26 protein-coding genes are annotated in these 26441 nt (G+C 62.2%); 13 read left to right on the plus strand and 13 right to left on the minus strand.

Annotated features, from left to right (window positions below):
* Positions 1 to 49: 49 nt before the first annotated feature.
* The 3 genes from B552_RS0120260 to B552_RS0120270 form a co-directional block, all read right to left on the minus strand.
* A complete protein-coding gene (locus B552_RS0120260; protein ID WP_019450883.1) occupies positions 50 to 2179 on the minus strand; it encodes an acetate--CoA ligase family protein in 2130 nt (709 codons plus the stop codon).
* A gap of 150 nt (positions 2180 to 2329) precedes the next feature.
* Positions 2330 to 3562, minus strand: coding sequence for a formyl-CoA transferase (gene frc, locus B552_RS0120265; protein WP_019450884.1), 1233 nt, complete (start codon positions 3560 to 3562; stop codon positions 2330 to 2332).
* A gap of 54 nt (positions 3563 to 3616) precedes the next feature.
* Complete coding sequence (locus tag B552_RS0120270) at positions 3617 to 5371, minus strand: thiamine pyrophosphate-binding protein (RefSeq protein ID WP_019450885.1); 1755 nt, start codon at positions 5369 to 5371, stop codon at positions 3617 to 3619.
* A 391-nt stretch (positions 5372 to 5762) separates the two neighbouring features.
* Between B552_RS0120270 and sucC the strand changes: the two genes are divergently transcribed.
* Together sucC and sucD are read left to right on the plus strand one after the other, a co-directional pair.
* Positions 5763 to 6974: an ADP-forming succinate--CoA ligase subunit beta gene (sucC, locus tag B552_RS0120275; RefSeq protein WP_019450886.1), complete on the plus strand. Its 1212-nt coding sequence runs from the start codon at positions 5763 to 5765 to the stop codon at positions 6972 to 6974.
* Position 6975: 1 nt separating this feature from the next.
* Positions 6976 to 7848 (plus strand): succinate--CoA ligase subunit alpha, encoded by an 873-nt coding sequence (gene sucD, locus B552_RS0120280; RefSeq protein ID WP_019450887.1) that lies wholly within the window; start codon positions 6976 to 6978, stop codon positions 7846 to 7848.
* Between the two features lie 57 nt (positions 7849 to 7905).
* On the opposite strand, the gene B552_RS0120285 is transcribed toward sucD, so the two are convergent.
* Complete coding sequence (locus B552_RS0120285) at positions 7906 to 8628, minus strand: GntR family transcriptional regulator (protein ID WP_019450888.1); 723 nt, start codon at positions 8626 to 8628, stop codon at positions 7906 to 7908.
* A gap of 277 nt (positions 8629 to 8905) precedes the next feature.
* Positions 8906 to 9913 carry a 2-dehydropantoate 2-reductase gene (locus tag B552_RS0120290; protein WP_019450889.1) on the minus strand — a complete coding sequence of 336 codons (1008 nt, stop codon included), beginning with the start codon at positions 9911 to 9913 and terminating at the stop codon, positions 8906 to 8908.
* A gap of 192 nt (positions 9914 to 10105) precedes the next feature.
* Between B552_RS0120290 and B552_RS0120295 the strand changes: the two genes are divergently transcribed.
* The 3 genes from B552_RS0120295 (at position 10106) to B552_RS0120305 (ending at position 12330) form a co-directional block, all read left to right on the plus strand.
* On the plus strand, positions 10106 to 10870 hold the full coding sequence (locus B552_RS0120295) for a TerC family protein (protein ID WP_019450890.1): 765 nt from the start codon (positions 10106 to 10108) through the stop codon (positions 10868 to 10870).
* A 76-nt stretch (positions 10871 to 10946) separates the two neighbouring features.
* Positions 10947 to 11642, plus strand: coding sequence for a GntR family transcriptional regulator (locus tag B552_RS0120300; RefSeq protein ID WP_019450891.1), 696 nt, complete (start codon positions 10947 to 10949; stop codon positions 11640 to 11642).
* Between the two features lie 310 nt (positions 11643 to 11952).
* On the plus strand, positions 11953 to 12330 hold the full coding sequence (locus tag B552_RS0120305; protein WP_019450892.1) for a DUF427 domain-containing protein: 378 nt from the start codon (positions 11953 to 11955) through the stop codon (positions 12328 to 12330).
* A 122-nt stretch (positions 12331 to 12452) separates the two neighbouring features.
* Here the strand turns inward: B552_RS0120305 and B552_RS0120310 are convergent, their stop codons facing one another.
* On the minus strand, positions 12453 to 12638 hold the full coding sequence (locus B552_RS0120310; protein WP_019450893.1) for a hypothetical protein: 186 nt from the start codon (positions 12636 to 12638) through the stop codon (positions 12453 to 12455).
* A 147-nt stretch (positions 12639 to 12785) separates the two neighbouring features.
* Positions 12786 to 13793: a transcriptional regulator FtrA gene (gene ftrA / locus B552_RS0120315; RefSeq protein WP_026035867.1), complete on the minus strand. Its 1008-nt coding sequence runs from the start codon at positions 13791 to 13793 to the stop codon at positions 12786 to 12788.
* Positions 13794 to 14010: 217 nt separating this feature from the next.
* Between ftrA and B552_RS0120320 the strand changes: the two genes are divergently transcribed.
* From B552_RS0120320 to metC, 6 genes are all read left to right on the plus strand, one after another.
* Positions 14011 to 14358, plus strand: coding sequence for a DUF3088 domain-containing protein (locus B552_RS0120320; protein WP_019450895.1), 348 nt, complete (start codon positions 14011 to 14013; stop codon positions 14356 to 14358).
* Positions 14359 to 14686: 328 nt separating this feature from the next.
* Positions 14687 to 15487: a transporter substrate-binding domain-containing protein gene (locus B552_RS0120325; RefSeq protein ID WP_019450896.1), complete on the plus strand. Its 801-nt coding sequence runs from the start codon at positions 14687 to 14689 to the stop codon at positions 15485 to 15487.
* Positions 15488 to 15559: 72 nt separating this feature from the next.
* Entirely contained in the window at positions 15560 to 16219 is a 660-nt protein-coding gene (locus tag B552_RS0120330) for an amino acid ABC transporter permease (RefSeq protein WP_026035868.1), read from the plus strand.
* Between the two features lie 54 nt (positions 16220 to 16273).
* On the plus strand, positions 16274 to 16999 hold the full coding sequence (locus B552_RS0120335; protein ID WP_019450898.1) for an amino acid ABC transporter ATP-binding protein: 726 nt from the start codon (positions 16274 to 16276) through the stop codon (positions 16997 to 16999).
* A 91-nt stretch (positions 17000 to 17090) separates the two neighbouring features.
* A complete protein-coding gene (locus B552_RS0120340; RefSeq protein WP_019450899.1) occupies positions 17091 to 18104 on the plus strand; it encodes a D-cysteine desulfhydrase in 1014 nt (337 codons plus the stop codon).
* A 77-nt stretch (positions 18105 to 18181) separates the two neighbouring features.
* A complete protein-coding gene (metC, locus tag B552_RS0120345; protein WP_019450900.1) occupies positions 18182 to 19408 on the plus strand; it encodes a cystathionine beta-lyase in 1227 nt (408 codons plus the stop codon).
* Between the two features lie 105 nt (positions 19409 to 19513).
* On the opposite strand, the gene B552_RS0120350 is transcribed toward metC, so the two are convergent.
* From B552_RS0120350 to B552_RS0120370, 5 genes are read right to left on the minus strand one after another with little or no spacing between them, the layout of a single operon-like run.
* Positions 19514 to 20893, minus strand: coding sequence for a DUF1329 domain-containing protein (locus B552_RS0120350; RefSeq protein WP_019450901.1), 1380 nt, complete (start codon positions 20891 to 20893; stop codon positions 19514 to 19516).
* A 52-nt stretch (positions 20894 to 20945) separates the two neighbouring features.
* Positions 20946 to 21974 carry an NADP-dependent oxidoreductase gene (locus tag B552_RS0120355; protein WP_019450902.1) on the minus strand — a complete coding sequence of 343 codons (1029 nt, stop codon included), beginning with the start codon at positions 21972 to 21974 and terminating at the stop codon, positions 20946 to 20948.
* A gap of 15 nt (positions 21975 to 21989) precedes the next feature.
* Entirely contained in the window at positions 21990 to 22868 is an 879-nt protein-coding gene (locus B552_RS0120360) for an SDR family NAD(P)-dependent oxidoreductase (RefSeq protein ID WP_035880122.1), read from the minus strand.
* On the minus strand, positions 22865 to 23509 hold the full coding sequence (locus tag B552_RS0120365) for a Dabb family protein (protein WP_019450904.1): 645 nt from the start codon (positions 23507 to 23509) through the stop codon (positions 22865 to 22867). The genes B552_RS0120360 and B552_RS0120365 overlap by 4 nt, the downstream gene beginning before the upstream one ends.
* Positions 23499 to 23843 (minus strand): hypothetical protein, encoded by a 345-nt coding sequence (locus B552_RS0120370; RefSeq protein ID WP_019450905.1) that lies wholly within the window; start codon positions 23841 to 23843, stop codon positions 23499 to 23501. The genes B552_RS0120365 and B552_RS0120370 overlap by 11 nt, the downstream gene beginning before the upstream one ends.
* A gap of 293 nt (positions 23844 to 24136) precedes the next feature.
* Here B552_RS0120370 and B552_RS0120375 point away from each other — a divergent pair, with 293 nt between their 5' ends.
* Together B552_RS0120375 and B552_RS0120380 are read left to right on the plus strand one after the other, a co-directional pair.
* Positions 24137 to 25099 (plus strand): AraC family transcriptional regulator, encoded by a 963-nt coding sequence (locus B552_RS0120375; protein WP_019450906.1) that lies wholly within the window; start codon positions 24137 to 24139, stop codon positions 25097 to 25099.
* Positions 25100 to 25343: 244 nt separating this feature from the next.
* On the plus strand, positions 25344 to 25700 hold the full coding sequence (locus B552_RS0120380; RefSeq protein ID WP_019450907.1) for an STAS/SEC14 domain-containing protein: 357 nt from the start codon (positions 25344 to 25346) through the stop codon (positions 25698 to 25700).
* 92 nt (positions 25701 to 25792) lie between these two features.
* Here B552_RS0120380 and B552_RS0120385 read toward each other — a convergent pair whose 3' ends face one another.
* A complete protein-coding gene (locus tag B552_RS0120385; RefSeq protein ID WP_019450908.1) occupies positions 25793 to 26371 on the minus strand; it encodes a cold shock and DUF1294 domain-containing protein in 579 nt (192 codons plus the stop codon).
* Positions 26372 to 26441 lie beyond the last annotated feature (70 nt).

Genomic DNA, 26441 nt, shown 5'->3' on the forward strand with positions numbered 1-26441 from the left:
CTCTCCCGCAAGCGGGAGAGGGGAGATAACCAAGCGGGTTCGAGAAGCGTCAGATCTTGCCCGCCCCGCGCGCCCACTTGTACTTCGCGCCGAGCACCGCCACCGGGATCTCGGTCGAGTACGCATAGGCCGGCACGCCGTGCTCGTACAGGTACTCTGCCGCCTCCTCCACCTGTACGTCACCGGCCAGCGACGCGACAATCGGCTTCTCGATGCCCTTCGCCTTCATCTCTTCCTTGATCTCCACCACAAGCTTGGCGAACACCATCGGCGGCGTGATGATCGTGTGCCAGTAGCCAAGGATGATCGCGTGGATGCGCGGGTCTTCCAGGCCCAGCTTGATCGTGTTCTTGTAGGTAGACGGCGGCTCGCCGCCGGTGATGTCGACCGGGTTGCCAGCCGCGCCAAACGGTGGGATGAATTTGCGGAATGCCGCATCGAGGTCATCCGGCATCGTCATCAGGGACAAACCGTTGTCCACGCACGCGTCCGACAGCAGTACGCCCGAGCCGCCCGCGCCGGTGATGATGACCACGTTCTCGCCCTTCGGCGTCGGCAGCTTGGGAATGCCGCGCGCGAACTCGAGCAGGTCGCGCAGCGAGCGCGCACGGATCACGCCGGCCTGCTTGAACACGTCCTCGTAGATCTTGTCGTTGCCGGCCAGCGCGCCCGTGTGCGAGCTTGCGGCGCGTGCGCCCAGGCTGGTGCGGCCCGCCTTCAGCACCACCACCGGCTTCTTCTTCGATACGCGGCGCGCCACCTCCGCGAACGAGCGGCCATCCTTCAGGTCCTCGCAATGCTGGGCGATGATCTCGGTGTTGTCGTCCTGCTCGAAGAACGTCAGCAGATCGTCCTCATCGATATCGGACTTGTTGCCGAGCCCGACGATCGCCGAGACACCCATCTTGGCCGAGCGCGAGAACCCGATGATTGCCATGCCGATGCCGCCCGATTGCGACGACAGCGCGGCCTTGCCCTTGACGTCGTATGGCGTGCAGAACGTGGCACAGAGGTTCTTTGGCGTGTAATAGAAGCCGTAGATGTTCGGCCCCATCAGCCGGATGTTGTACTTGCGCGCGATGGCGACGATCTCTTCCTGGCCTTCAACATTGCCGGTTTCGGCAAAGCCGGACGGAATCAGCACAGCGCCGGGAATGCCCTTCTTGCCGACTTCCTCGAGCGCCTGCGCGACGAACTTGGCGGGGATCGCGAACACGGCCACGTCGATATTGCCAGGCACGTCCAGCACGCTCTTGAAAGCGGCTCGGCCCATGATCTCGCCGGCTTTCGGGTGGATCGGGAAGATCTGGCCCTGGTAGCCACCGTTGATCAGGTTCTTCATCACCGAGTTGCCGATCTTGCCATCCTCGGCCGATGCACCGATCACCGCCACCGTATCGGGGCGCATGATGCGGTTCATCTGGCGCACGATCTCTTCCTGGCTCGGACGGTACTTCTCCGGCTGCGGGGAATAGTCGACCACGATACGCACATCGGCGGCGATTGCGCCATCCTTGCTCGCGAACACGGGGTTCAGGTCAAGCTCCGAGATCTGCGGAAAATCGCTGACCAGTTCCGATACGCGCTGGATCATCGCGGCCAGCGCCTCGCGGTTGGCCGGGTCGGCGCCGCGCACACCCTTGAGCACGTCTGCCGCCGCAATGCCATCGAGCATCGACAGGGCATCGTCATACGAAGCGGGCGCCATGCGGAACGTCACGTCCTTGAGCACCTCCACCAGCACGCCGCCCAGGCCGAACGCCACCAGCTTGCCGAACGAGGGGTCGGTCACCGCGCCGATGATCACCTCCTGCCCGCCGCCGATCATCTGCTGCACCTGCACACCAACGATCTGCGCGCTGGCGTTGTACTTCTTCGCGTTCTCGACGATCGTCAGGTAGCCACGCTCCACGTCGGCGGCCGAATTCAGGCCCACCAGCACGCCGCCGGCTTCGGTCTTGTGCAGGATGTCCGGCGACACGATCTTCAGCACCACCGGGTAGCCCATCTTGCTGGCCAGTTCCACTGCGCCCGTGGGCGACTTCGCGACGCCCTCTCCGGGCACCGAAATGCCATAGGCATCGCAAACGAGCTTGCCTTCGGGGGCGGTCAACGCATTGCGCCCTTCTTTCTTGACTGCCGCGAGGATCGCGCGTACCGCTTCCTTGTCATGTGCCATGTCAGGTCTCCATCTGTTCAGGCATGAATCAGGCTTGCAAAGAGGTGACGAAGCGCCGCGTCAGGCAAAAACAGGGCCGCCCGCCCCGCATCGGGAATGCGGGCGGCCTGCGGGCTTCGAGGGGAATTGCTTGAGGAAGACGCCGGGCGGTTACACCGCGCCGGCGGTCTTGAGTGCGGCGATTTGCGACGGCGTGCGGCCCAGCCACTCAAGGATTTCTTCGGTGTGCTCGCCGAGCAGCGGTGAGCGCTCGACTTCCACCGGCGACGCCGACAACGCGATCGGGCAACCGAGCTGCACGTACTTGCCGCGTTCCGGGTGATCGAGTTCGACCAGGTAGCCGCGCTCGTAGAGCGATCCGTCCTCGATCAGGTCCTTCATCGACAGGATCGGGCCGCACGGCACGTCCACGTCATTGAGCGCACCCATCACCTCGAACTTGGTCTTCGTCCTGGTCCACTTCTCGACGATCGAGAAGCACTCGGCCAGACACTTCAGGCGCGCTTCGGGTGTGGCGAACTGCGGATGCGTGATCAGGTCCTCGCGGCCGCACAGGCGCATCAGTGGCTCCCAGCCCTGCGGCTGGATGATGACGTAGACGTAGTCGTTGGCCCCACCCGGCGAGCAGCGCAGCGCGGCGCCCGGCTGACCGCCGCCGGACGCATTGCCGGCGCGCGGCACGTAGTCGTTGAAATCGCCGTTCGGGTACTCCTTGAGCGGACCGGCCGTCAGGCGCTGCTGGTCGCGCAGCTTCACGCGGCACAGGTTCAGCACCGAATCCTGCATCGCCACTTCCACACGCTGGCCGCGGCCACTGTGTTCACGCTGCAGCAGCGCGGCCAGGATGCCGACCACGCAATGCACGCCCGTACCCGAATCGCCGATCTGCGCGCCGGTGACGGTCGGCACACCATCTTCGTTGCCAGTGGTGCTGGCCGAACCGCCCATGCACTGGGCCACGTTCTCGTAGGCCTTGCAATCGGCATAGGGGCCGGCGCCAAAGCCCTTGATCGACGCATAGATCATGCGCGGGTTCAGTTCCTGGATACGATCCCAGTCAAACCCGGCGCGGTCCAGCACGCCCGGCCCGAAGTTCTCCACCAGCACGTCGCAACGCTGCACCAGGTCTTCGAGCAGCGCCTTGCCCTCGGGCGTCTTCATGTTCAGCGTCAGGCTGCGCTTGTTCGAATTCAGCATCGTGAAGTAGAGGCTGTCGGCATTCGGTACATCGCGCAGCTGGCTGCGCGTGATGTCGCCGCGGCCAGGCAGCTCCACCTTGATCACATCGGCGCCCAGCCAGGCCATCAGCTGCGTGGCCGACGGGCCGGCCTGCACGTGGGTCATGTCCAGGATGCGGACCCCTTCCAGTGCCTTGTTGTTCATGGCGTTGTCTCCTTGAGGATTCTCTTGAGGCAATGTCGTAATGGCGACCGGCCCTTACTTGTACATGGTCTGGTTCTTGGTACCCGGCGCGTACTCGCGCGGGTCCACCCAGATGTTGATGACGGCGGACTTGCCGGTTTTCGCGATCGATTCGCGGCCACGCTGCAGCGCGCCGGCGATCTGGCTCGGCTCGCGCACCTCCTCGCCGTATCCGCCAAGCATCTCCGCAAACTTCGAGAACGGCACGTCAGACAGCAAGTTGCCGACGTTGCCACGCTCGTCGCCGTACTTGGCCAGCTGGCCATAGCGGATCTGGTTCATCGCGGAGTTGTTGCCGATCACCGCCAGGTACGGCACGCCAAAGCGGTTGGCCGTTTCCATGTCGAACGCAGTCATGCCGAACGATCCGTCGCCGTAGTAGCAGAGCACTTCCTTGCCCGGATTGGCCAGTCCCGCGGCGATGGCAAACCCGGTGCCGACACCGAGAGACCCGAGCGCGCCGGGGTCCATCCACTGGCCCGGACGGCGCGGCCGCACAGCCTGTGCGGAGATCGTGACCACGTCGCCACCGTCACCGATATAGATCGTGTTGTCGGCCAGGAACTCGTTAAGCTCGTAGGCCACCCGGTACGGGTGAATCGGCTTGTTTTCCGACTTGAACAGCGGCATCAGCTTTTCCGTTGCCACCGCTTCGGCTTCCGTCAACTGACCCATCCACTTCCTGCGCGCCTGGCGCTTATCGTTCTTGATACGGCCGCTGGCGGCCTGCAGCACCGCGCCGAGGATCGCGCCGGGGTCGCCCACCAGGCCAAGGTCGATCTCGCGGTTCTTGCCGACGGTGCGGTAATCCATGTCGATCTGCACCAGCGTGATTTCACGGCTGATGCGCTTGCCGTAGCCCATGCGGAAGTCGAACGGCGTGCCGACGATCACCAGCACGTCGGCATTGGCAAACGCCTGCGAGCGGGTGCGGTCGAAGTGGTGCGGATCTCCCGGCGGCAGCAGGCCACGCGCGGCGCCATTGAAATAGCCGGGAATATCCAGGCCGCGCAGCAGGTCGATCGCTTCTTCATGGCCGCGTGCCGTCCAAACCTGCTGGCCATAGAGAATCGCCGGACGTTCGGCATTGACGAGGATGTCGGCCAGTTTTTCGATGTCGCGTGGATCGCCGATCGATTTCGTCGACGCACGATAGTGTCCCGGACGCGGAATCACGGCACGCGAAGCGTCGACTTCACGATCAAGCACGTCGCGCGGGATTTCCAGGTAGGCCGGCCCCGGCGCGCCGTTGAAGCACTCGCGTGCGGCCATCGAGATCATGTCGGCCACGCGCTCCGTGCTGGGGATGGTGGCTGCGAACTTCGTGATCGGCGCCATCATGTCCACATGCGGCAGGTCTTGCAGCGATCCCATCTTGTGCTGGGACAGCGCGCCCTGGCCGCCGATGTGGATGATCGGGCTTTCTGAACGGAACGCCGTGGCTACACCGGTGACCGCATTCGTGCAGCCCGGGCCAGCCGTGGTCACCACGCAGCCGAGCTTGCCGGTCTGACGCGCATAGCCGTCCGCCGCGTGGGCTGCCACCTGTTCGTGGCGCACGTCGATGATGCGGATTCCTTCGTCCACACAGCCGTCATAGATGTCGATGATGTGTCCGCCACAGAGCGTGAAGATCGTGTCCACCCCCTCGTTCTTGAGTGCGCGCGCCACCAGATGGCCGCCGGATACGACACCCGCTTCGCGGGACTTTTGCTTCAGCGTGTCTTCGGCCGTGGTGGATTCGGGCCGGGTGGATACGACTGCAGACATGTCTTTGTCTCCTCGTTGACTTGATCGTCGGATCGCAGATCGTTGCGCTTCAAATGCGGTCGATCTTGATGACATACGGTATGTGATATATCACCAAACAACAAGAACAAATTACGTGATTGCGGGGACTTTCTACGACGCAGCGCAGCAAGCGGGCTCGCATGACTCGGCGTAAACCCGCGAAAAATGTGGCTTTGCGATCAATGCCAAGGCATTGATGCTATTTCGTTCTGAAACGCATTGAGGCGGGTTGGGCGCCCTCTGCCCCGCTCCTGGCACTAAATCCATCTTGCTTTTTGCATTGATATATCACATACCATATTTCACGCCGAGTGGAATCGGACAGGCGAGCCCCGCCCTGCGCCCCGGCGACAGACAAGAGAGGAGACCCGTGAACATTCACGAATATCAAGCCAAGGAGCTGCTGCGGCGTCATGACGTGGCCGTGCCGCACGGCTGCGTGGCATTTACGCCGGAAGAGGCCGCACAGGCCGCCCGAAATCTGGGCGGGCCGATCTGGGTGGTGAAATCGCAAATCCACGCGGGCGGACGCGGCGCAGGCCGCTTCGCTGGAGACACATCGGGCAAGGGTGGCGTACGCGTGGTGAAATCGATCGACGACGTGCGCACCAACGCGGCACAGATGCTCGGCGCCACGCTGGTCACCAAGCAGACCGGCCCGGCCGGGCGCGAGGTGCGGCGCCTGTATATCGAGGAAGGCTGCGACATCGCGCGCGAGCTTTACCTTGGCATGCTGATTGACCGCGCCACGTCCCGCATCACGATCATGGCCTCGACGGAAGGCGGCATGGAAATCGAGGAAGTCGCCGCGCGCACGCCCGAGAAGATCCTCAAGGTGGCCATTGACCCTGCCAGCGGCATCCAGCCTTTTCACGCCAGGCGCCTGGCATTTGGACTTGGCCTGACCGGCAAGCAGATCGGCGCGGCCACCCGTTTCATCCTGTCGGCCTACCGCGCCTTTACGGAACTCGATGCGTCGATTGTCGAGATCAACCCGCTCGTGGTTACCGGCAGCGGTGACGTGATGGCGCTGGACGCGAAATTCAGCTTCGACGACAACGCCCTCTTCCGGCATCCCGATGTCGAAGCGATGCGCGATGAAAGCGAAGAGGACCCGGCCGAGAACGAAGCCGCAAAGCACGCGCTCAACTACGTGCGGCTGGACGGCAATATCGGCTGCATGGTCAACGGCGCCGGGCTGGCGATGGCCACGATGGACATCATCAAGCTCTACGGCGGCGAGCCGGCCAACTTTCTCGATGTTGGCGGCGGCGCCACGCGGGAGCGTGTCACGGCAGCCTTCCGGCTGATCCTGGCAGACCCCAAGGTCGAAGGCATTCTGGTCAATATCTTCGGCGGCATCATGCGCTGCGACGTGATTGCCGAAGGCGTGGTCGCTGCCGCTCGCGAAGTCGACCTGACCGTGCCACTGGTGGTACGGCTTGAAGGCACGAACGTCGATCTCGGCAAGACCATCCTGCGCGATTCGGGGTTGCCGATCGTGTCCGCCAGTCACCTGGCCGATGCGGCCGAAAAGGTCGTTGCCGCCGTCCGCGCAAATCAGAAGAAGGGAGGAAAGTGAAATGGCCGTACTGATCGACCAACAAACGCGCGTGATCTGCCAGGGATTCACCGGCGCGCAAGGCACCTTTCACTCCGAGCAGGCACTGGCCTATGGCACCCGGATGGTTGGCGGCGTCACTCCGGGCAAGGGTGGCGAGACGCATCTCGGGCTGCCCGTGTTCGATACCGTGGCCGCCGCCGCGCATGCCACTGGCGCCGATGCCTCCGTCATCTACGTCCCCCCGCCGTTTGCGGCCGACGCGATTCTCGAGGCGGTGGATGCCGGCATCGGACTGATCGTCTGCATCACCGAGGGCATTCCCGTGATCGACATGGTGCGCGTCAAACGTGCGCTGACTGGATCGTCCAGCCGCCTTGTCGGGCCCAACTGCCCCGGTGTCATCACGCCTGGCCAGTGCAAGATTGGCATCATGCCGGGACACATCCACAAGCCAGGCCGGATCGGCGTGGTTTCGCGCTCGGGCACGCTGACCTATGAGGCCGTGGCGCAAACCACAGCGGCGGGGCTGGGGCAATCGACCTGTATCGGCATCGGCGGCGACCCCGTCAATGGCACCGACTTTATCGATTGCCTCGAAATGTTCCTGGCCGATGATCAGACCGAAGGCATCATCATGATCGGCGAGATTGGCGGCTCGGCAGAAGAAGAAGCCGCACAGTTCCTGCGCGATGCCCGCACGCACAAACCCGTGGTGGGCTTCATTGCCGGCACCACGGCTCCTCCGGGCCGCCGCATGGGCCATGCGGGCGCGATCATCTCGGGCGGCGCAGGCACTGCCGAGGCAAAGATCGAGGCCATGCGCGAGGCGGGGATTCATGTGGCTGCGTCACCGGCCGAGCTCGGAAAGACGATGGCCGCAGCGATGCGGTAGATGGGTGGTGTTCTCCCCTCTCCCACGCGTGGGAGAGGGGAGCCAGAAAGCCCCTTCTCAATCCAGAAAATCGCAGTGCTTCTCGACGTAGTCCGCCAGATCCAGCGAGTGCTGGCGCACCAGGCGCTCGGCAAGTTCGGTGTCGCGCTTCTCCAGCGCTTCGATAATGCGCAGGTGATCGACAATCGAACGCGCGGCACGGTCGCTCTGTGAGATCGTCATCTTCCGGATCGCGCGCACATGGACGAAGATGTTCTTGATCGAATCCATGATGATCTGCGACTGCGACAACTGCACGATCGCCTGGTGAAAGACGATATTGGCGTCGGAATACTCCTCGATATGCTCGGCGGGCGTGGCATCGCGGAAGCTGTCGAACATGTGCCGCAGCTTGCCGATATCCTCGTCGCTGGCGTGCAGTGTGGCCAGGCGTGCCGCCATGCTTTCCAGCGCAGCCCAGACCTGAATCATCTCGACGATCTCGCGCTTGGTCTTGCGCGTGATATAGATGCCACGGCGCGGCACCGTACGCAGGAAGCCTTCCTGCTCCAGCAATGTCATCGCTTCGCGGATCGGCGTGCGGCTCACGCCGAGCGCTTCGGACAGGACACGCTCGTCAAGGCGCACCTCTTCACGCGACTGATAGATATCGGCGTCGGCAATCGCCTGGCGCAACATGGCATAGGCCTGATCGCGCAGGCTCGCGCCCGCGTTGATCGGTTGCAGCGACAGGGTCACGCCGGCGGGCGGCTGGACATCGGTTTGGCTTTGGGCAGACATGAGTGCACTCGTATATGGCCGGTGATGGCCGGTGCCGCAGCCGACCCATATGGCCGACTGCGGCACTCACCCCGACTGGACCGGAATGGCGCGAGGCGCATGTCATCAAGTTTGGCATGACACCATGCGCCCCGCTCATCAATCGCCCGGCTTCGGGCGCAGTCCGGTCTGAAAAGGGGCGAGTCCGACCTTTTGTATATGGTATATCACTATCACCACATTGCCGATGGCCGCCGGGCTTCAACCGGCTCAACCGGCCCACCCGGCCCCACCCGGCTCAGGCCGCCTTCGCCATCGGCACCGCACCGGAAGGCGCTACCTGCGCCATGCGGTCGCGCTGCTTGATCAGGCCCAGCACCGCATCGATCATCGGCGTCGGCTGCCCGATCATACGGCCCATTTCCTGCACCACGGTCAGCAGTGGGTCGATCTCCATCGCCCTGCCCGCTTCCAGGTCCTGCAGCATCGATGTCTTGTGCGCGCCAACCGCACCGGCCCCGTCGATGCGGCGTTCCACATCGACCCGAAAGTGCACGCCAAAACTCTCGGCGATGTCCTTGGCTTCCAGCATCATCTGGCGTGATAGCGCACGCGTGGCAGGGTCCGCCGTAATGATGTCCAGTGTGGCATGGGTCAGCGCACTGATCGGGTTGAAGCACAGGTTGCCCCAAAGCTTGAGCCAGATCTCGTCGCGGATGTTGTCTCGCACCGGGGCGTCCATGTCCGCCCGGGCCATCATCTCGGCCAGGCGCGTCACGCGTTCCGAGCGCGTGCCATTTGGCTCGCCAATCGGAAATTTCTTGCCATAGACATGTTTGATCACCCCGGGTGCAACAATCTCCGCGGCTGGGTACAGCACGCATCCAATCGCCCGCTCGGGCCCGAATCCTTGCCACTGCCGTGCGCCAGGGTCAACGCTTTCCAGCGTCCGCCCCGCGAACTCGCCCCCATGCTCGTGGAAATACCAGTAAGGGATGCCGTTCACGCCGGTGACGATGGCGGTATCCGGCCCAAGCAACGGCTGCATCGCGTCCACCACACCGGGCACCTGATGCGCCTTGAGTGTGACGAACACGTAGTCCTGGGGGCCAAGGTCGCGCGGGTCGCTCGTGCAGCGAACCCTGGCAACGCGTTCCTCTCCCTCGATTTGCAGTCGCACGCCAGTGGCCTGCATGGCGGCCAAGTGTGGCCCGCGCGCAATAAAGCTGACCTCCGCGCCCGCAAGCGCCAGTTGCGCTCCCATATAGCCGCCAATGGCGCCTGCGCCATAGATACAGATCTTCATCGGTTGTCTCCTCGATCGTTGGGTGATTCGGTGCGATGTTTTTTGATATATCACATACTATATTTCACAATCGCGATTCGACAACCCGGATCTTTACTGTGACGGCTTCGCCCGGTGCAAGCTGTGCGCTACCATGTACGTGTCGTCCGCTCCGGGCCAGCGGCCCCAAGCCCACCCCCTAAAGGAGTTCGCATGGAAACGCTGCTCGCACTGGCGCGCGATCCGGCCGCCTGGGCCGCCCTCGCCACTCTGGTGGCCATGGAGGTTGTGCTTGGCATCGACAACCTGATCTTCATCTCGATCCTGACCAACAAGCTTCACGAGGACATTCGCGAGAAGGCACGCCGCATCGGGATCGGCCTGGCACTGCTGATGCGGCTGGGCCTGCTGGCCACGATCGCCGTCATCGTGGCGCTGACCGAGCCGGTCATCACGCTGTTCGGCAGAGGGGTTTCCTGGCGCGACATCATCCTGATCGCCGGCGGCGCCTTTCTCGTATGGAAGGCCACACGCGAGATTCACCACCACGTGACGCCCGAGACGGAGGAAGAAAAGGCGGAATCGGCCGGGCAGGCGGCAGCCCTGGGCTTCGCGGCAGCCATCGGCCAGATCCTGGTGCTGGACCTGGTCTTTTCGATCGACAGCATCATCACCGCAGTTGGCATGACCGAGCACGTGCCCATCATGTTCGTGGCGGTGATCGCTGCCGTGACCGTCATGCTGGTGGCAGCCACGCCGCTGGCCAACTTCATCAACCGAAATCCAACCATCGTCATGCTGGCCCTGGCCTTCCTGATCATGATTGGCATGACACTGATCGCCGACGGGCTAGGAACCCACGTGCCCAAGGGCTATATCTATACGGCGATGGCGTTCTCCTGCGCGGTGGAGGGGCTCAACATGCTGGCTCGCCGGCGCCGGACCCATGCGGCCGGCGCCGCGCCACCGGGGCACTAGCCGCCGATGCACTGGTGATGAATGTGGCCTACCGGGTATGATGGCTGTCTTGTTGTCATCCCCACTTCACGATTCCATGTTCCCTACGGACCTCGCCGCCGGCGCCGACGGCGATCAAAGCGCCTCGCTGCCCCGCTCCGAGCGCGCCTATCAACAGTTGCGGGCCGCCATCCAGGCCGGCCAGTTGCCGCCAGGCACGCGTCTGCGAGAAGTCGAGCTTGCGGAATCGCTCGGCCTCTCGCGTACACCGGTGCGTGAAGCGCTTTCGCGGCTGGAATCGGAAGGGCTGGTCGTCAACGAACCCAATCGCGGGATGATGGTGACGCGGCTCGATGCCAGCATGGTCAGCGAGCTCTACGTCATGCGCGAGGTGCTCGAATCCACCGCAGCCGCGCTTGCCGCGCGCCACGCCACCGACGTCGAAATCTCCCTGTTGCGCGATATCGTCGAACGCGACTTGTCGTTTGCCGAAGATCCCGACAAGCTGGCGATGAACAACAGGCTGTTCCACGAAACGCTGCACCGCTGCGCTCACAATCGCTATCTGCTCAAGACGCTGCGCTCGCTGCATGAATCGATGGCGCTACTGGGGCGATCGACACTGGCCGTGCCGGGCCGTGCGCGCGGCTCATATGAAGAACACATGGCCCTGGTCCAGGCGCTGGAAGCGCGTGACCCTGGCCAAGCCGAGCAGATTGCCCGGCGCCACATCCAGCAGGCCTACAAGGTTCGGCTGTCGCTCTGGATCGAAGAGCAATCCAACGCCCCTTAAGAACTCAAGCACCTTCCGATCTATCGAAACAGGCCAACCAATAGCCCCACGCCAGTCCCGGCGTGGGGCTATTGTTTTACTCGCCCGAAAAGTGTGTTCCGCGCGTGCGCTTTTCTGGAATGAAGCGGCTTGCTATGGTGTTCACGGAGGCCAAGGCTCTCTCCCTTCCGGCCTCACGTCACCCTCCGTGGCGGTTTTTTCATGTTGGCGCCGACCTGCAAGACTTGTAGTTCGTCCGCATGTCGATGTCGGCGCAGGGCGCGGCACTTTTGCCGCGCCTTCTTTTCCGCAGCCATTCAGACGAGGTCCCATGCCAGACAAACCCGTCAAGATTCCCGGACCTGACCACCCGATCACGATCACGCCGCAAGGCGGACGTGTGATTGTGACCGCTGGCGGTAAAGTAATTGCCGATTCCCGACGCGCACTGACGCTCCAGGAAGCGTCCTATCCCGCTGTTCAGTACATCCCGCGCGAGGATGTCGACATGCAGCAACTGTCTCGTACATCACACGCAAGCTACTGCCCGTACAAAGGGGATGCCGCCTACTACAGCATTCCCGCCGCAGGCCCACGTGCCGAGAATGGCGTCTGGACCTACGAAACGCCCTATGCGGCCGTCTCCGCCATCGCAGGATTTCTTGCTTTCTATCCCGATCGCGTGGACAGCATCGACGTCACACGCTGAATCGAGCACAAAAAAGCCGACCCGCCATACGCTTCCAGAGCATATGGCGGGTCGGCTTTTCACTTCAACGCGGCGCCAATGCGCCGCATCGTCATGCTAATTACAGCTCAACTACCGGCTTCTCAGCCATTCGCGTAGGTCACCTTGGCCTTGCGCGCTTCCGCCTGCAGGCGGGTGAAAACGTGCTGGATCTTGGCAATCACGCGCTTCACGTCGTTGCCAAAGCCCATGCTTTGGGCACCGAGCTCGCGCTCGATCAGGTCACGTTCGAGTTGATCGGTCAGCTTGATATCGGAGTAGGTGTTCATGACGTCCTTCCTTTCAGGGATAACCCTTATGGGGTTTTCCCGAATTGTAGCAGAAGGATTGCGGCATCGCAGCATTAGGTAATAGTGCGTATGGTCCTCGCCAGCTTCGGCCGAAAACAAGACGTTGCACCGCGTCGTTTGACGAAATCAATGCTCCTCGGACGCGCTGAAACGCCGCCGGTAGTATCCGGGACTGGTTCCAAGCCGGGAACGGAAGTGATTTCGCAATGTGGCTGCAGCACCAAAGCCGACTTGCACCGCGATGTCATCCATGGATAAGCCGGTCTCTTCAAGCAACACCCGGGCTCGGCTTATTCGTTCGATAAGCAGCCATTCCCCAGGCGGCATAGCCATCATGTTGACGAAATGGCGCTGGAAAGTGCGGGCGCTCATTGCTGTTTGCTTTGCCATCCTGACAATCGGCCAGTCTTCTCCCAGCCTTGCGCGCACCATATCCAGCAGGGGAGCCAACGAAGCGCTGCTCCGCTTCGGGACCGGCTCGGCAATGTACTGAGCCTGACCGCCTTCACGGTGCGGCGGCATGACCAGCCGGCGCGCAACCTGATTGGCTGCGCGCGGGCCGAAGTCCCGGCGAATCAGATGCAGGCACAGATCGATTCCTGCAGCACTTCCGGCCGAAGTCAGGACATCGCCAGCATCGACATAGAGGACATCTGCCTCCACACGCACGTCCGGATACCGTTCGGCGAGTGCCGCCGCATGTCGCCAGTGCGTCGTCGCCCGCTTGCCGTCGAGCAGTCCTGCGGCGGCCAATACAAAGGCACCCGTGCAGATCGACATGACCCGCGCACCACGCTTGTTCGCCTTGCGCAAGGCAAGGCAAAGCTCCGGGGGCACGGCGGCTTCGATGCCGCGCCACCCCGGGATGATGATCGTCTTCGCTTTCGACAAGAGTTCAAGACCGCCATCTGCCTGCACCTGAACGCCACCCGCCCCGCGCAACGTTCCCGAATCTGCCGAGCATGTCGCAAAGCGATACCACGCGTCGCCCATCTCCGGTCGGGGTAGACCGAACACTTCAACGGCGCAGCCGTATTCAAAGAGGCTCAGCCCGTCGTAGACGACGACTGCTACCAGCCCACCAGTGGCACCAGCTGCACCACTGGCACCAGATTGCGATGTGTTCTTTGGCACAAGAGGGATCGATTGAAGTTCGAGAGCGCCGCGAGGATTTTCTGGACCGTTGGCGTCGCAAATCAGATGCAACCAATTTTGGCATGATCCAGACGTTAATTGTCGTTCGTGCCACTAGTGAGTTTCCCTGCCCGCCCCTAATCTGTGGTCGTTGATTCGCTATCCAACGAGGCAACGAAGTGCACCACCAACTTCACAACCCACAGTGAGAGAGAACATGAAAGACAAGCTACTGATGCTCCGCCCCGGCTTTTTTCAAGGCGACGAAGGCCCCTTCTATTGCGGCGATGCCGTTGCTGTAGAAGGCCTGCTCAGCTTCTTCCCGCAGTTGCGTAGCCAGATCGATGTCGAATACATCGACGCGCCGCGGCCGCGCCAGGCCATTGTCGAGTTGATCGGCGAGGCAAACCAGTCAGCGCCCGTCCTGGTACTGGGAGCCGGACGTGTGCCACGCGACAGCAGCGTTGAAGTCCGCCTGCACGGGCAGACGCAGTTCATCGATTCACCCGACCATATCCGCCGGTACCTGTCGTCGGAATACGGCGTAGCGCGTCCGGCATCCTGACCGCAGCTTGAACCATGCCTGTCGCGCGAACCTGTCGCTGGTATTCAGCAACAGGATTCGTGCGCGGGCCAGTCCATGACCACGACCGGACCCGGCATGCGTAGAAAAATATTCCATGAACGGGCTTCGGCTTAGTGATCTTTGAAAGTTATTTCCACCTACGGACCACTACGATTCCCCTTGCGACCTGGACAGGCAGGATCTCGATGAGAGGCCAGCCTGAAGATCGAGGTGGGCCTCGGCACCCGTCAGGATGAAGGCACCACCAAAGCTGCCGGGCAATGGCGTCGCCCTTCAGCAATACCTATAACCACATTGGAGACAAGTCATGAAATTTCTGCAATCGCTGCTGCAAGGCGCGATACTCGCGACCGTCCTGAGCTTCACCGCAACTGCTGTACATGCTGAAGATCTGCTGGACAGCGTCAAGGCCAGCGGCGTCCTGAAGGTCGGGATGGAGGGCACCTACCCACCGTTTGGCTATCGCAATAGCCAGGGCCAACTCGACGGCTTCGACGTCGCGGTGGCCAGGGCAGTCGCCGACAAGATGGGCGTCAAGGTTCAGTTCATTACCACCGAGTGGAGCGGCATCATCGCAGGCCTGCAGGCCGGAAAGTTCGACGTCATCGTCAACCAGGTGAGCATGACGCCGGCACGCAAACAGGCGCTGGATTTCACGCAGCCCTACGTATATTCCGCGGTCCAGGTACTTCAGCGCAGCGATGACAAGCGCGAGTTCGGGTCGCTGGACGCACTGAAAGGAAAATCCGTCGGCGTAACGCTGGGCAGCAACTATGCCGAGCTGGCGAAATCGGTATCCGGCATCCAGGTGCAGACCTATCCAGGCACCTCGGAAAACCTGCGTGATCTTGCGGCTGGCCGTATCGATGCCGCCCTCAATGATCGCCTGATGCTGCCCTACCTGATCAAGAACGCCAACTTGCCACTGCGTACCGGCGCACTGCTGGCGGGCACGAAGCTGGAGATGGGTATTCCATACCGGAAAGGCAACCCCAAGTTCGCCAAGGCCATTGACAACGCCCTGACCGCGCTACAGCAGGATGGAACCCTGCGCAAGCTGTCCATCCAATGGCTGGGCACTGACGCCAGCCAACCCCTCGCACAGTAATCGTCGCCACGTCAGCCGGCACGTCCGTCCCGTCAGGGTTGGGCGCGCCTGGCCACAGCAATGGATCGCATCATGAGCCCTTTTGACCTGATTGTTCATGCCTCCCCGGTGCTCCTGCATGGCGCCGTGATCACCGTGAAATTCGCCCTGGCCTCGATGGTGTTCGGCCTGATAGTCGGGATCGTTGTCGCCATCATGGGAATCAGTGCCAGTCCTGTCCTCAGCGGCATTGCCCGTGCCTATGTCAGCGTCATGCGCGGTACGCCGCTGCTGGTGCAGATGTTCGTCGTCTACTACGGTCTGCCAGACCTCGGCATCGCCCTTGACCCCACCAGCGCCGGCATCCTTACCCTCACCGCCAACGCCGGGGCCTACCTCTCGGAAAGCATGCGTGGCGCGATACTCGGGATCAGCCGTGGGCAATGGAGCGCGGCGCACAGCCTGGGACTCACCCACTTCCAGACGCTGCGCTACATCGTCTGCCCGCAGGCATTGCGGCTGGCCGTACCGAGCCTCGGCAACACACTCATCAGCCTGATCAAGGACACCTCGCTGGTTTCTGTCATCACCGTGACCGAGCTGCTGAGATCGTCCCAGGAAATCATTGCCTCGACCTTCCAACCGCTTCCGTTGTACCTGTCGGTGGCAGCCATCTATTGGCTGCTCAGCACGGGATTGTCGTGGGTGCAGCGGCGCATCGAGGCCCGGCTGACACTGCGCGTGACACGCTGACCCGGCGATCCGGCATAGCGAAACCACAACAATCTGCAAGCAGGAGACAAAACAATGATTGCCCTCGAAGACGTATCGAAATGGTATGGCCAATTCAAGGTGCTGGATACATGCAGCACACGCGTGGAGAAAGGCGAAGTCGTGGTTGTCTGCGGCCCGTCGGGGTCAGGAAAATCAACGCTGATCAAGACGGTGAACGGGCTTGAATCGTTCCAGCAAGGGCGAATCAGCGTGGATGGTGTATGTGTCGGGGACCCGAAGATCAACCTCACGCAACTGCGTGCACGGGTCGGCATGGTGTTCCAGCATTTCGAGCTGTTCCCGCACCTGAGCATTCTCGACAACCTTTCGCTGGCGCAGATCAAGGTATTGAAGCGCGGCAAGGACGAGGCCCGGGAAAAAGGCCTGAGGCTGCTTGAGCGTGTCGGCCTGAAATCCCATGCCGCCAAGTTCCCCGCGCAGCTCTCCGGCGGGCAGCAACAGCGCGTTGCAATTGCTCGCGCCTTGTCGATGGATCCTGTCGCCATGCTGTTCGACGAACCAACGTCGGCGCTTGACCCGGAAATGATCAACGAGGTGCTCGACGTCATGACCGGCCTGGCTCGCGAAGGCATGACGATGATCTGCGTCACTCATGAAATGGGGTTCGCGAAGAAGGTTGCCAACCGGGTGATCTTCATGGACAGCGGCGCCATCGTTGAAGACACAGGCAAGGAAGCCTTCTTCGGCGACCCGAAGTCGGCCCGTGCAAAGGAATTCCTGGCGAAGATCCTGCACTGATTCAGTTGGCCTTGCATGATGACATGCGTCGGGGGACAACTCCCTGACGGTACCTGTCTCACGTGCTTTAACTCCCCAGAATCGACATTCCATGAAAATCTCAGATCGCATCGCTTCATTTCCCCGCCTCGATCTCGTTGGCGCGGCCACCCCCCTGCAGAAGCTCGATCGCGTGTCCTGCATGCTCGGTCGCGATATCTACATCAAGCGCGATGACACCACTCCACTTGCCTTTGGCGGGAACAAGTTGCGCAAGCTTGAATTTCTGGCGGCAGACGCGCAGCGCCTGGGTGCCGACACATTGGTGACAGCCGGAGCAATCCAGTCGAATCACGTCCGGCAGACAGCCGCCGTCGCGGCCCAGCTCGGAATGCGCTGCCACGCCTTGCTGGAGAACCCGACCGACACCACAGACATCGATTACCTGCACAGCGGCAACCGCCTGCTGCTCGATCTGTTCGATGCACACGGTGAGCCCGTAGCCGCGCTCCACAACGCCGATGCACAGTTGCAATCGCTGGCCGATCGGCTGCGTGGCGAGGGGCATAAGCCCTACGTCATCCCGATCGGCGGGTCCAATCCACTTGGCGCACTGGGATATGTACATGCTGGCCTGGAACTGGCACAGCAAGCAAAGGCGATGGGCATTTCTTTCTCGGCTGTCGTGTTGGCGTCCGGCAGTGCCGGCACCCACGGGGGCCTGGCGCTGGCACTCGCCCATGCCATGCCGGAAACGCAAGTCATCGGAGTGACCGTCTCGCGCACCGCCGAAGCGCAGGCGCCCAAGGTGGCAGCACTGATCGATGGAACGGCAGACTTGCTCGACGTCGAAGTGCCACCTGAACTGCGGCTTGAACTGTGGGACGAATACTTCCTGCCACGCTACGGCGAACCCAACGAAGCGACGATCGATGCCATCAGGTTGCTGGCCCGCACGGAAGGGGTACTGCTGGACCCCGTCTATACAGGCAAAGCGATGGCCGGCCTGCTAGACGGCGTGACACACAAGCGCTTTGACGGAAACGGTCCGCTGCTGTTCCTGCATACCGGCGGCGCGCCAGCGCTATTCGCCTATCGGGACGCGCTCCGGGCACACCCCATTTAGTTACCTGCCTGCAGATCAATCATCGTGGCGGCTCTCACAACCCTGGATGCCGCCTCGTACAACCTTGGAGAGATCCGATGAAGGAAAGCACCCATCTCGTTTGCGCCGGCCGCCACCCAGAGCGCTTCGGCGGCGTCGTGAACACCCCCATTTTCAGGGCGTCGACCATCCTCGCGGGGTCGATGGCCGAATGGGAAGAGATGAAGCGCGCCCGCGCTGCGGAAGAACCGGGAGCAACGACCTATGGCCGGTATGGCACGCCTACCACGCACGCGTTCGAAGAAGCCATTGCAGGCCTTGAAGGCGGATATCGATCGCTTGTCTTCCCTTCCGGCCTTGCCGCGGTCAGTACAGCGCTAACTGCGCTGCTCTCGGCGGGTGACCACGTCCTCGTGACGGACAGCGCCTATTCCCCAACCCGCGCCTTCCTGGAGCGGGTCCTGGGGCGTTTCGGCATCGAGGTGGAGACCTATGATCCCGTTGACGCCAAACCAATCGAAGCCCTGTTGCGGCCGAATACTCGCGTCATATATGTGGAATCGCCCGGTTCGGAGACCTTCGACATCCAGGACATTCCTGCCATCTCCGCAGCGGCGCACAAACACGGCGCTTATGTCGTCATGGATAACACCTGGGGGACGCCACTCTACTTCAAGCCGTTTGCGCACGGTGTCGACGTGTCGATCCAGGCCGCGACGAAGTACATCGTGGGTCATTCGGACGCAATGCTCGGCGTTGTCACCTGCAATCGAGACACCTGGCCTCTGGTCAAGCAGACGACTTATGACATGGGACAGACAGCAGGGCCGGATGATATCTACCTGGCTCTGCGTGGCCTGCGTACATTGTCCGTCAGATTGCAGCGCCACTGGCAATCCGGGCTGCGTGTTGCCCAATGGCTGGAGCAGCAACCACAGGTTGAAGCGGTTCTGCATCCCGCATTGCCGTCCCACCCGGGACACGCACTGTGGAAGCGGGACTTTACCGGAGCATGCGGCCTCTTCTCGGTGGTGCTGCGTACACCCTCAAAGTCCTCCCTCGCGGCCTTTATTGATGCGCTCGAGCATTTCGGCCTGGGTGTTTCCTGGGGTGGCTATGAAAGCCTCGTGATCCCGTTCACGCCAGGCCCGGGGTGTACCGGCCCACGCTGGCCCTACCAGGGACAGGCGGTGCGTCTGCATGTGGGCCTCGAGGACCCGCAGGATCTGATCGACGATCTACGGCGGGGTCTGATGGCACTCTCGACGCATGACTCTCGAACGCACAATCAGGAGGCTGACTGCGACCAGACGTGTCCCACCTGAGGGACAACACTGCATCGTCACGACGGCGCGAATCTCATCAGATCACACACCCGGCGTCGGCTAATGACACTAGCCGCGCCAGGAAGTCCGGGGCCTCGCAACCCGCTAGTGCCCGGCGCCTCGAATCGAATCCGGCGAAAAATAGGCCTCGTTGAACTGAGGGCTGCTGTTCAACCGGACCGGCTTGCCTTCGTTGGTCAACCTGTCCGCCAGATACGAGCCGGCGATCAGATCGTGGTAGAAAGCGGCTGCCGGATAGTAGCGCTTGATATCGTAGGCGTAGAACGATGTTTGCATATTGGTGCGCCACAACTGGCCGCGGGCGTCGTAGTTGTCGGCAAGCACTGCCATCCATGTATCCTCGTCCAGGTACAGCACCCGCTTGGCGTACTGATGCCGGAAGCCCTGCTTCAGGGTGGCTTCCAGGACCCAGACGCGGTGAAGCTCGTAACGGACGTAATCGGGGCTGGGATGGTTGGCGCTCAGCAACTCGGCGTACTTGACGGCGGGATCGGCCAGCTTGTAGTTGTCGTAGGGGATGTAGATTTCCCGCTTGCCAACGATTTTCCAGTCGTAGCGTTCGCCCGAGCCATTGAACAGGCGATCGTCATCGACGGTTCGGAAGCCGCCCGGCCCGAGTGGCTGGTCAAACCCGAACTCAGGCGCCTGACGGACGCGGCGGGTGCCCGGGTTGTACTGCCACGTCCTGGCCGTATCGGATCCTTCGCGATCCCAGAAACTCTGGGAGACGATGATACTGCCGCGTTCCCTCAAGGGGAGCTCGGTCTCGACTCGGGCGAACGTGCGATCGATGAGCGGCGACCGCTTTTGGGAAGCGACGTCATTGACGGGCGACCAGATGTCATATTTCCACTTGCCCCATGCAGTCTTGCCGTCGCGGTACACAACCGCCTGGTCGTAGACCGCTGCCTCTTCCTCGATGGCCGACGAGAACCGAAGGTTCCACATCAGTTCAAGCCCATTCTTGGGCACAGGGAACGGCGCGGTGGGCGGATACTCCCTGAGACCGTTCGCATCGGCCGTCATCTGCGTCTTCGGTGCGTAGTCGTGGATGGCCTTGTAGATGGCGTCGCCATAGCGGAAATCACGGTGGCTCGGGTAGATCATCATCCTGAAGGTCGCGGGATACAGCCTGAACATGGCGAGCTGGCCATCGGTCAGGTGAGCACGGTATTGCTCCAGGTTCTGGGCCGTGATCGTCGCGACGGGCTTTTCCGTCGCGTAGGAATCCGGATAACCCTCTCCTGGCCGGAACGTCATGCCTGCCGGCGCACCCTGCCACTTTCCGCTCCACTCCGGGATACTGTTGTCCTTGTTCGCGGTGCGCTCGGCGCCCACCGGCGTCAGCGTGGTATCTAGCCGCTTGATCTCGTCGGGCGTCAACGCCGCGAAAGCCGGTGCGCCTAGCTGCGCAGCGGTCACCAGTGCACCGGCCAGGGTGCGAAGAAGCCATGCCTTGTTCATGTGTCTCCTGTGTCTCCAGGTCTTCGATGGAAATCGAAGAGTTGTATAGGGGCTATGCAACGCTGCGCATCTGGCGCTGCGCCAACGTTTCGATTTCGGCTTCGGCGGGGCTGCCAACTTGCAGCACAAGCTTCGCGGGAGCCTTGCCTGACTGGACAAGACCGAGCGCGTGTGCGGCATCCTCCAGCGGCAGGCATTCGATGCGGGGGGGCCGGACTTTCCCTGTCGCGATCAGCGCGGAAATCTCGCGTAATCTTGCGCCGCTTGGCATCCTGCTATACGCCAACGCGGTACGCTTGCCGCGGCGGGCTGCCTCGGCCGCATCGGGACCGCTGTCTCCACTGACCAGCGTCATGATGGCCACGAGGATGCCGCCTGGCTTGAGCAGGTCCAGGCCATTCGGCAGCGTGCCGCATCCGACGGCATCCAGTGCCAGATCGACACCGCCGTCCGCCCAGTCCCGCACAGCGTTCGCGATTCCGCCGCCCCGGTAATCGATTGGCATCTGGCAACCAAGGGATTTCAGTTCGTCGCAGCGGCTTGCGCTGCCGGTAGCGGCCACTCTGGCGCCAGCGGCGTATGCCATCTGGATGGCAAAGGTGCCAACAGCGCCCCCACCGCCGTGAACAAGTACTGTCTGGCCCGGCTTGAGTCCTCCTTCGTCAAACAGCCCTGCCCATGCGGCCAGCGCAGGCGTCGGTACCGCCGCCGCCTCGGCATACCCGAGGCTGTCCGGAATGGCGACCACGGAATCCTGACTGACGGCGACGTATTCCGCGTAGGATCCCCATTTGCCAGCGCCAACATCGGTTTGCGCAAACACGCGTTCCCCGGGCTTCCACCCTATTACTCCCTCCCCCACGGCTGCCACGACGCCACTGACATCAAAGCCGATCACGAACGGGAAGCTATAGCGCATGAAATGGCCAAGATAGCCTTCGCGGCATTTCCAGTCGGCGGGATTGACGCCGGCGCAGACCACACGGATCAGCACTTCGCCGGCAGCGGGTTCGGGAACCGGGACGTCGGCAATCCTGAGCACATCGGGTCCGCCAGTGCCGTCGATGACGGCGGCGCGCATCAATGTCTCCATGTTTCAGCCCTCGTGCAGGTCTGACCGGCCCAATCCGGGATGGGCCCATGGTGGAACAACGGGCGGCGGCAGCTTGCCAGTCCCGTCGAGTCCAAAGACATCCAGGCCGGCAGCAAGCGGAAAGTGCAAACTGTGGGCAATGCTGCCAGTGCGTTGCCGGGCCGGCACGCTGCATAGCGCGAGCGCGGTCTCCACAAGGTATTCCACCGGCTCGACGGGATAGCCATCCGGGATGAATCGTTCGCTGCCCGGCGTGCGTATTGCCGTGCTCGGCGCAACCGAGTTCACCGCAATATTGTCGGCCTGCAATTCCGCGGCGAGCCCCTCCGTGAATCGGTTGACCGCCGCCTTGACCGCCGCGTAGGCGGTGGCGCCTCCACTGCGCTCAAACTCGTGGTAAGGACGCACCGGCGCAAGCGCAGTCACGGATCCCAGGTTCAGGATCCATCCTGCGCCGCGTTCGCGCATCACGGGGATTGCGGCCTTGCTAAGAATGAACGGGACACGCAGGTAGTGCGCCACCGTCCGGTCGAACATGTCCAGCGGCATGGCTTCAATGCTGCTGTACTCCGCGGAGCCAGCATTGTTGACCAGAATGTCGAAGCCCCCTGCTGCCTTGACCGCTCGCGGGATGAGCCCTGCGCATTGCGTCGGGTCATCGAGGTCCACCGGCAGCGCAATCGCATTGCCACCTTGCCGACTGATCAGCGCAACGGTCTCGCGCAGCGTACCGGGATCTTCGTCGGACTCGCCGGCTTGCCTCGCGGTGACGATGACCGTGGCCCCTTCCGCCGCAAAGCGCTGCGCGATGGCGCGGCCGATTCCTCGACTGGCACCGGTAACCAGTGCGGTCTTTCCATGTAGCATTCCGTGTCTCGTCATGAGGTGTAGGTCTCCTTGCTGGTGTGGCTGGCAATCAGGCTCGTGGTGAGTGGGCAGAAGGCGTGAGAGATCGCCTCGACGGTCCAGTCGGGGCACTCGGGATCGAACCATCGATCGACCCATCCCCAATGAAACGGGTGCATCAGATACTCGCCAAGCAGGTCGTTCACGCTGGCGAACTCCTGCTGCCAGACATGGGTCCAGGTATCGGCCGATAAGACCCGGGCCAGCCGCCAGTTAAGAATCCCCGGCATGTAGTCCGGCATCCGTAGCAGGTCGCGCTCCAGGGCACGGACCTGCTGCGCGGAGGCCTGCGGGCGGACCCGGAACATCAGCGTCCGCCAGACACCATCGCGGAGCAGAGGCTCGCGCTGGCCGCCGCCAATCGGGCGATACACGACGCTATCGACCTCTGCCAGACCTCGCAGCGCGCTGGCGAGGCCCATGGCTGGGGCATCGGCAAGCTCCAGATCGAGCGTATAGTCGCCAGCGCCAAAGCTTCCCTCCATGTTGCGTCCAAGCGCAATTTGGCGGACACCAGGCAGTTCGCTGACGCGTGCCAGAAGTTGACGCTCCAGGATCGGTGCGTCCATGCCGACGCTGTCACTGCCTAGCCGGAGCTGCGCGGTCTCAATCGGCATGTTTCTGCTCCTTGGGCCAAGGCAACGCCACGGTCGCGTCGGACATCACATGCCTGCGGCGCGTTTCACACAGCGCCTCGACCTCAGCCCAGAAAGAGAGGGCCGAAGCATCGATGCTGGCTCGCATGGTGTAGTAGGCCCGCGTATCCGCCACTTTCCAGAGAAGCCACAGCGTATTGCGCGCGTCTTCGATGGCGACGGGCGGCGACGTCCAGCGGTGCAAAAGCGTCAGGCCTCTGGCTTCGCTGGCCGGCTGGTATGAGCGCCCCAGCAAGGCAAGGATGTCAGGCATATGCGTGGCATCCAGCACGATCTCGTCGAGCACGTAGATCATCGCTGGCCCTCGCCAGGCGGATGGGCGTCGCAACGATACTGCGATACCGGTGTTTGCAGTCTGCAGCAGAGAAACGAAGTCATGGTTTGCCCCATGTATGCGCGTGGTTCGATGGATGGCACCCTTCCCGGTCCAGGCATACGCGCCTTCCTTGCGCCGGTGAAGTTCCGGGATGATTATGGGAGGCCAGGCAAACACGTATCCCTATCCGGACCGTCAAGAATCCCTACCGAAGCAATCAGCAAGAACGTTCCATGAGTGCCTATACAACGGGAAAGCCCGCTCCGACCGGCATGGCGCAGCGGCTGCTGGAGGAGCTGAAAAAGCAAGGCGCCGAGATGCCGCCTGCCCCTGGCGCCGACGAACTTTCGCGGCAGAACCAGTTCACCGCGCTCTATCGCGCTTCAATCGAACAGCTCGAAAGCCTTGTGGCCAAAGGAGACGGCCATCCGCCGATGCGCAAAAAGGAAGTGGACTTGCTGTGCCGCTGCGTACTCAGTTGCCAGACCCTGAGGGAAGCCATCATCTGTGCAGCGGACTTTTGCGCGATGCTGTATCCGCGCGCGGGTGTCCTAAGCCTCACGCAGCGTGGAGACAGGGCGGTGTTCGGCATGGATTCCCTGCGGCGTGTGAAGACATCGGCTGCCTGCCTGGTGGATCTGACGGGGCTCTTCTACTACATGCAGCTCTTTGGATGGCTGATTGGCCAGCCGCTGCGCCCGCACCATGTCTTTCTGGCGCATCCGCGGCGCGAAGACGCCATGCCGTTCCTTGGAATGTTCAATGCCACCGTGACCGCCGGCGCTCCGGCCTACGGGTTCGAGTTCGATCCGGCACTGCTGGACTTGCGTGTCGTGCGACAGGTATCTGACCTGGGCGCTTTCCTGCAGGACTTTCCTTACCGCCTGGTTGGGGCGCCCTCGGAGGTGGTCTCCCTGAGTCAGCAAGCGCGGGGCGTGCTGCATGCAGCGCTGGCGCACGGGGGACGGCTGCCCACGCTGGCTGAACTGGCTGCTCGCTTTGATATCAGTGAACCGACCATGCGCCGCCGTCTTGCCTCAGACGGCAGCAGCTATCGCACGCTGTGCGAGCACTGCCTGCGCGAGCACGCCGAACACTGCTTGCGCATGACCAACTGGTCCATCGGACGAATCGCTGCCCAGCTTGGATTTTCCAGCGAAGAAGCATTCCGCCGGGCATTCTTGCGGTGGACGGGCCACGCACCAACCCGGTTCAGGCGCGAGGCGCGAAGTTAGGCAGGTTTACGCCATACAGGTGCTGAGGATTGTGCCGTTGGCGTGCCGCCAAATATTGCTTGATGATCCAGAAGCGGAGTTTTGTATCCGTGCGCGCAACGCCCGAGCGCCAACAGGCATCAGAACAAGACGCGGTGGTCGTAACCTGACCGAGCGCGTGGAAAGGGGTAGCATGGGGGAACGATCGAGCGCCAGGTTCATCCGCGCCTGCGTGTGTAACGTCTCTCTAGCTAGGGGTCTCGCCATGATTCGATATCAAACCGCCCCCGATTCGTCGGTCATCGAAGTATCCGTCGAAGGCAAAATCACCGACCACGAACTGCGCGAAGCCATTGAGCGCATGCGTGGTGATCTTGAACTGAACGGCAAGACCCGTGTGCTCGAACGTATTGAGCATTTCAGCGGCATCGAGCCGAAGGCGCTGTGGACAGACTTGACGCTCGGCGTCTCCGTCGCCCGCAAGGTCACGCGCGCCGCCGTGGTGGCCGACGCGGGCTGGATTCACGCCTCAATGCATTTGGCGCGGTTCTTTACAAAGGCAGAAATCAAAGCGTTCCACCTCAACGAACTGGAACAGGCACGCGCCTGGATCAACGCCTGAGCGTCGTCTTTGGCGGACCGCATCGGGCAGAGGTCGGCCATCTGCTGTCACCCTGCCGATAACCTCGCACGCGTCACATACCTCTGCGTCCATCAATTGGCAGCGGCCGTCTTCCACAGCGCCAGCGCGCCAATGTTCAAGACGACGGTGCCCCAGAAGACAACCTGAAACGCCTGCTTTCGGTTCTTATGCCGCAGGAGGTGTTGCGCGGCGAGCGCGCCTGGCCATCCGCCGCAAAGGGCGATGAAATGCAAATTGGCCTCGGGAATGCGCCAAGCGTTTCGGTTTGCCCGTCCCTTGTCGTCAGAGTACGCAAGGAACGCGACGATGCTAGCCAGAACGCTGATGATGCCCGCCGGTCGAGGGAGGTAACCACCCAACGCACAACCGACTATGGTTGCCAAGGCGGACAGAGCGACAAACGCCGGCAACCAGTTTGTCTCGCCACCAGTGGACTTGGGTGCGCCCGCTATCGTGACATTGAGCGCCTGCATCCGGCCGTCCTTTCCTTTGGCGAGCTCGAAACTCACCCGGTCACCCGGCTTCGGTTTGACTGAACGAGTTTGCAATGCAGTGACATGGAAGAACACGTCCTTGAGGTCCGCGTGAATATCGATGAACCCATAGCCCTTGTCAGGATGCCAGGATTTGATTCGCCCCGCTTTTTTCATCTTCTTTGATTGGTATCGCCGGAGATGGCAAGTGTAAGCGATGGAGATTTATCCATGACACTTGCATCGG

The organism is Cupriavidus sp. BIS7 (genome assembly GCF_000292345.1).
In the GTDB taxonomy this organism is placed as follows: Bacteria; Pseudomonadota; Gammaproteobacteria; order Burkholderiales; family Burkholderiaceae; genus Cupriavidus.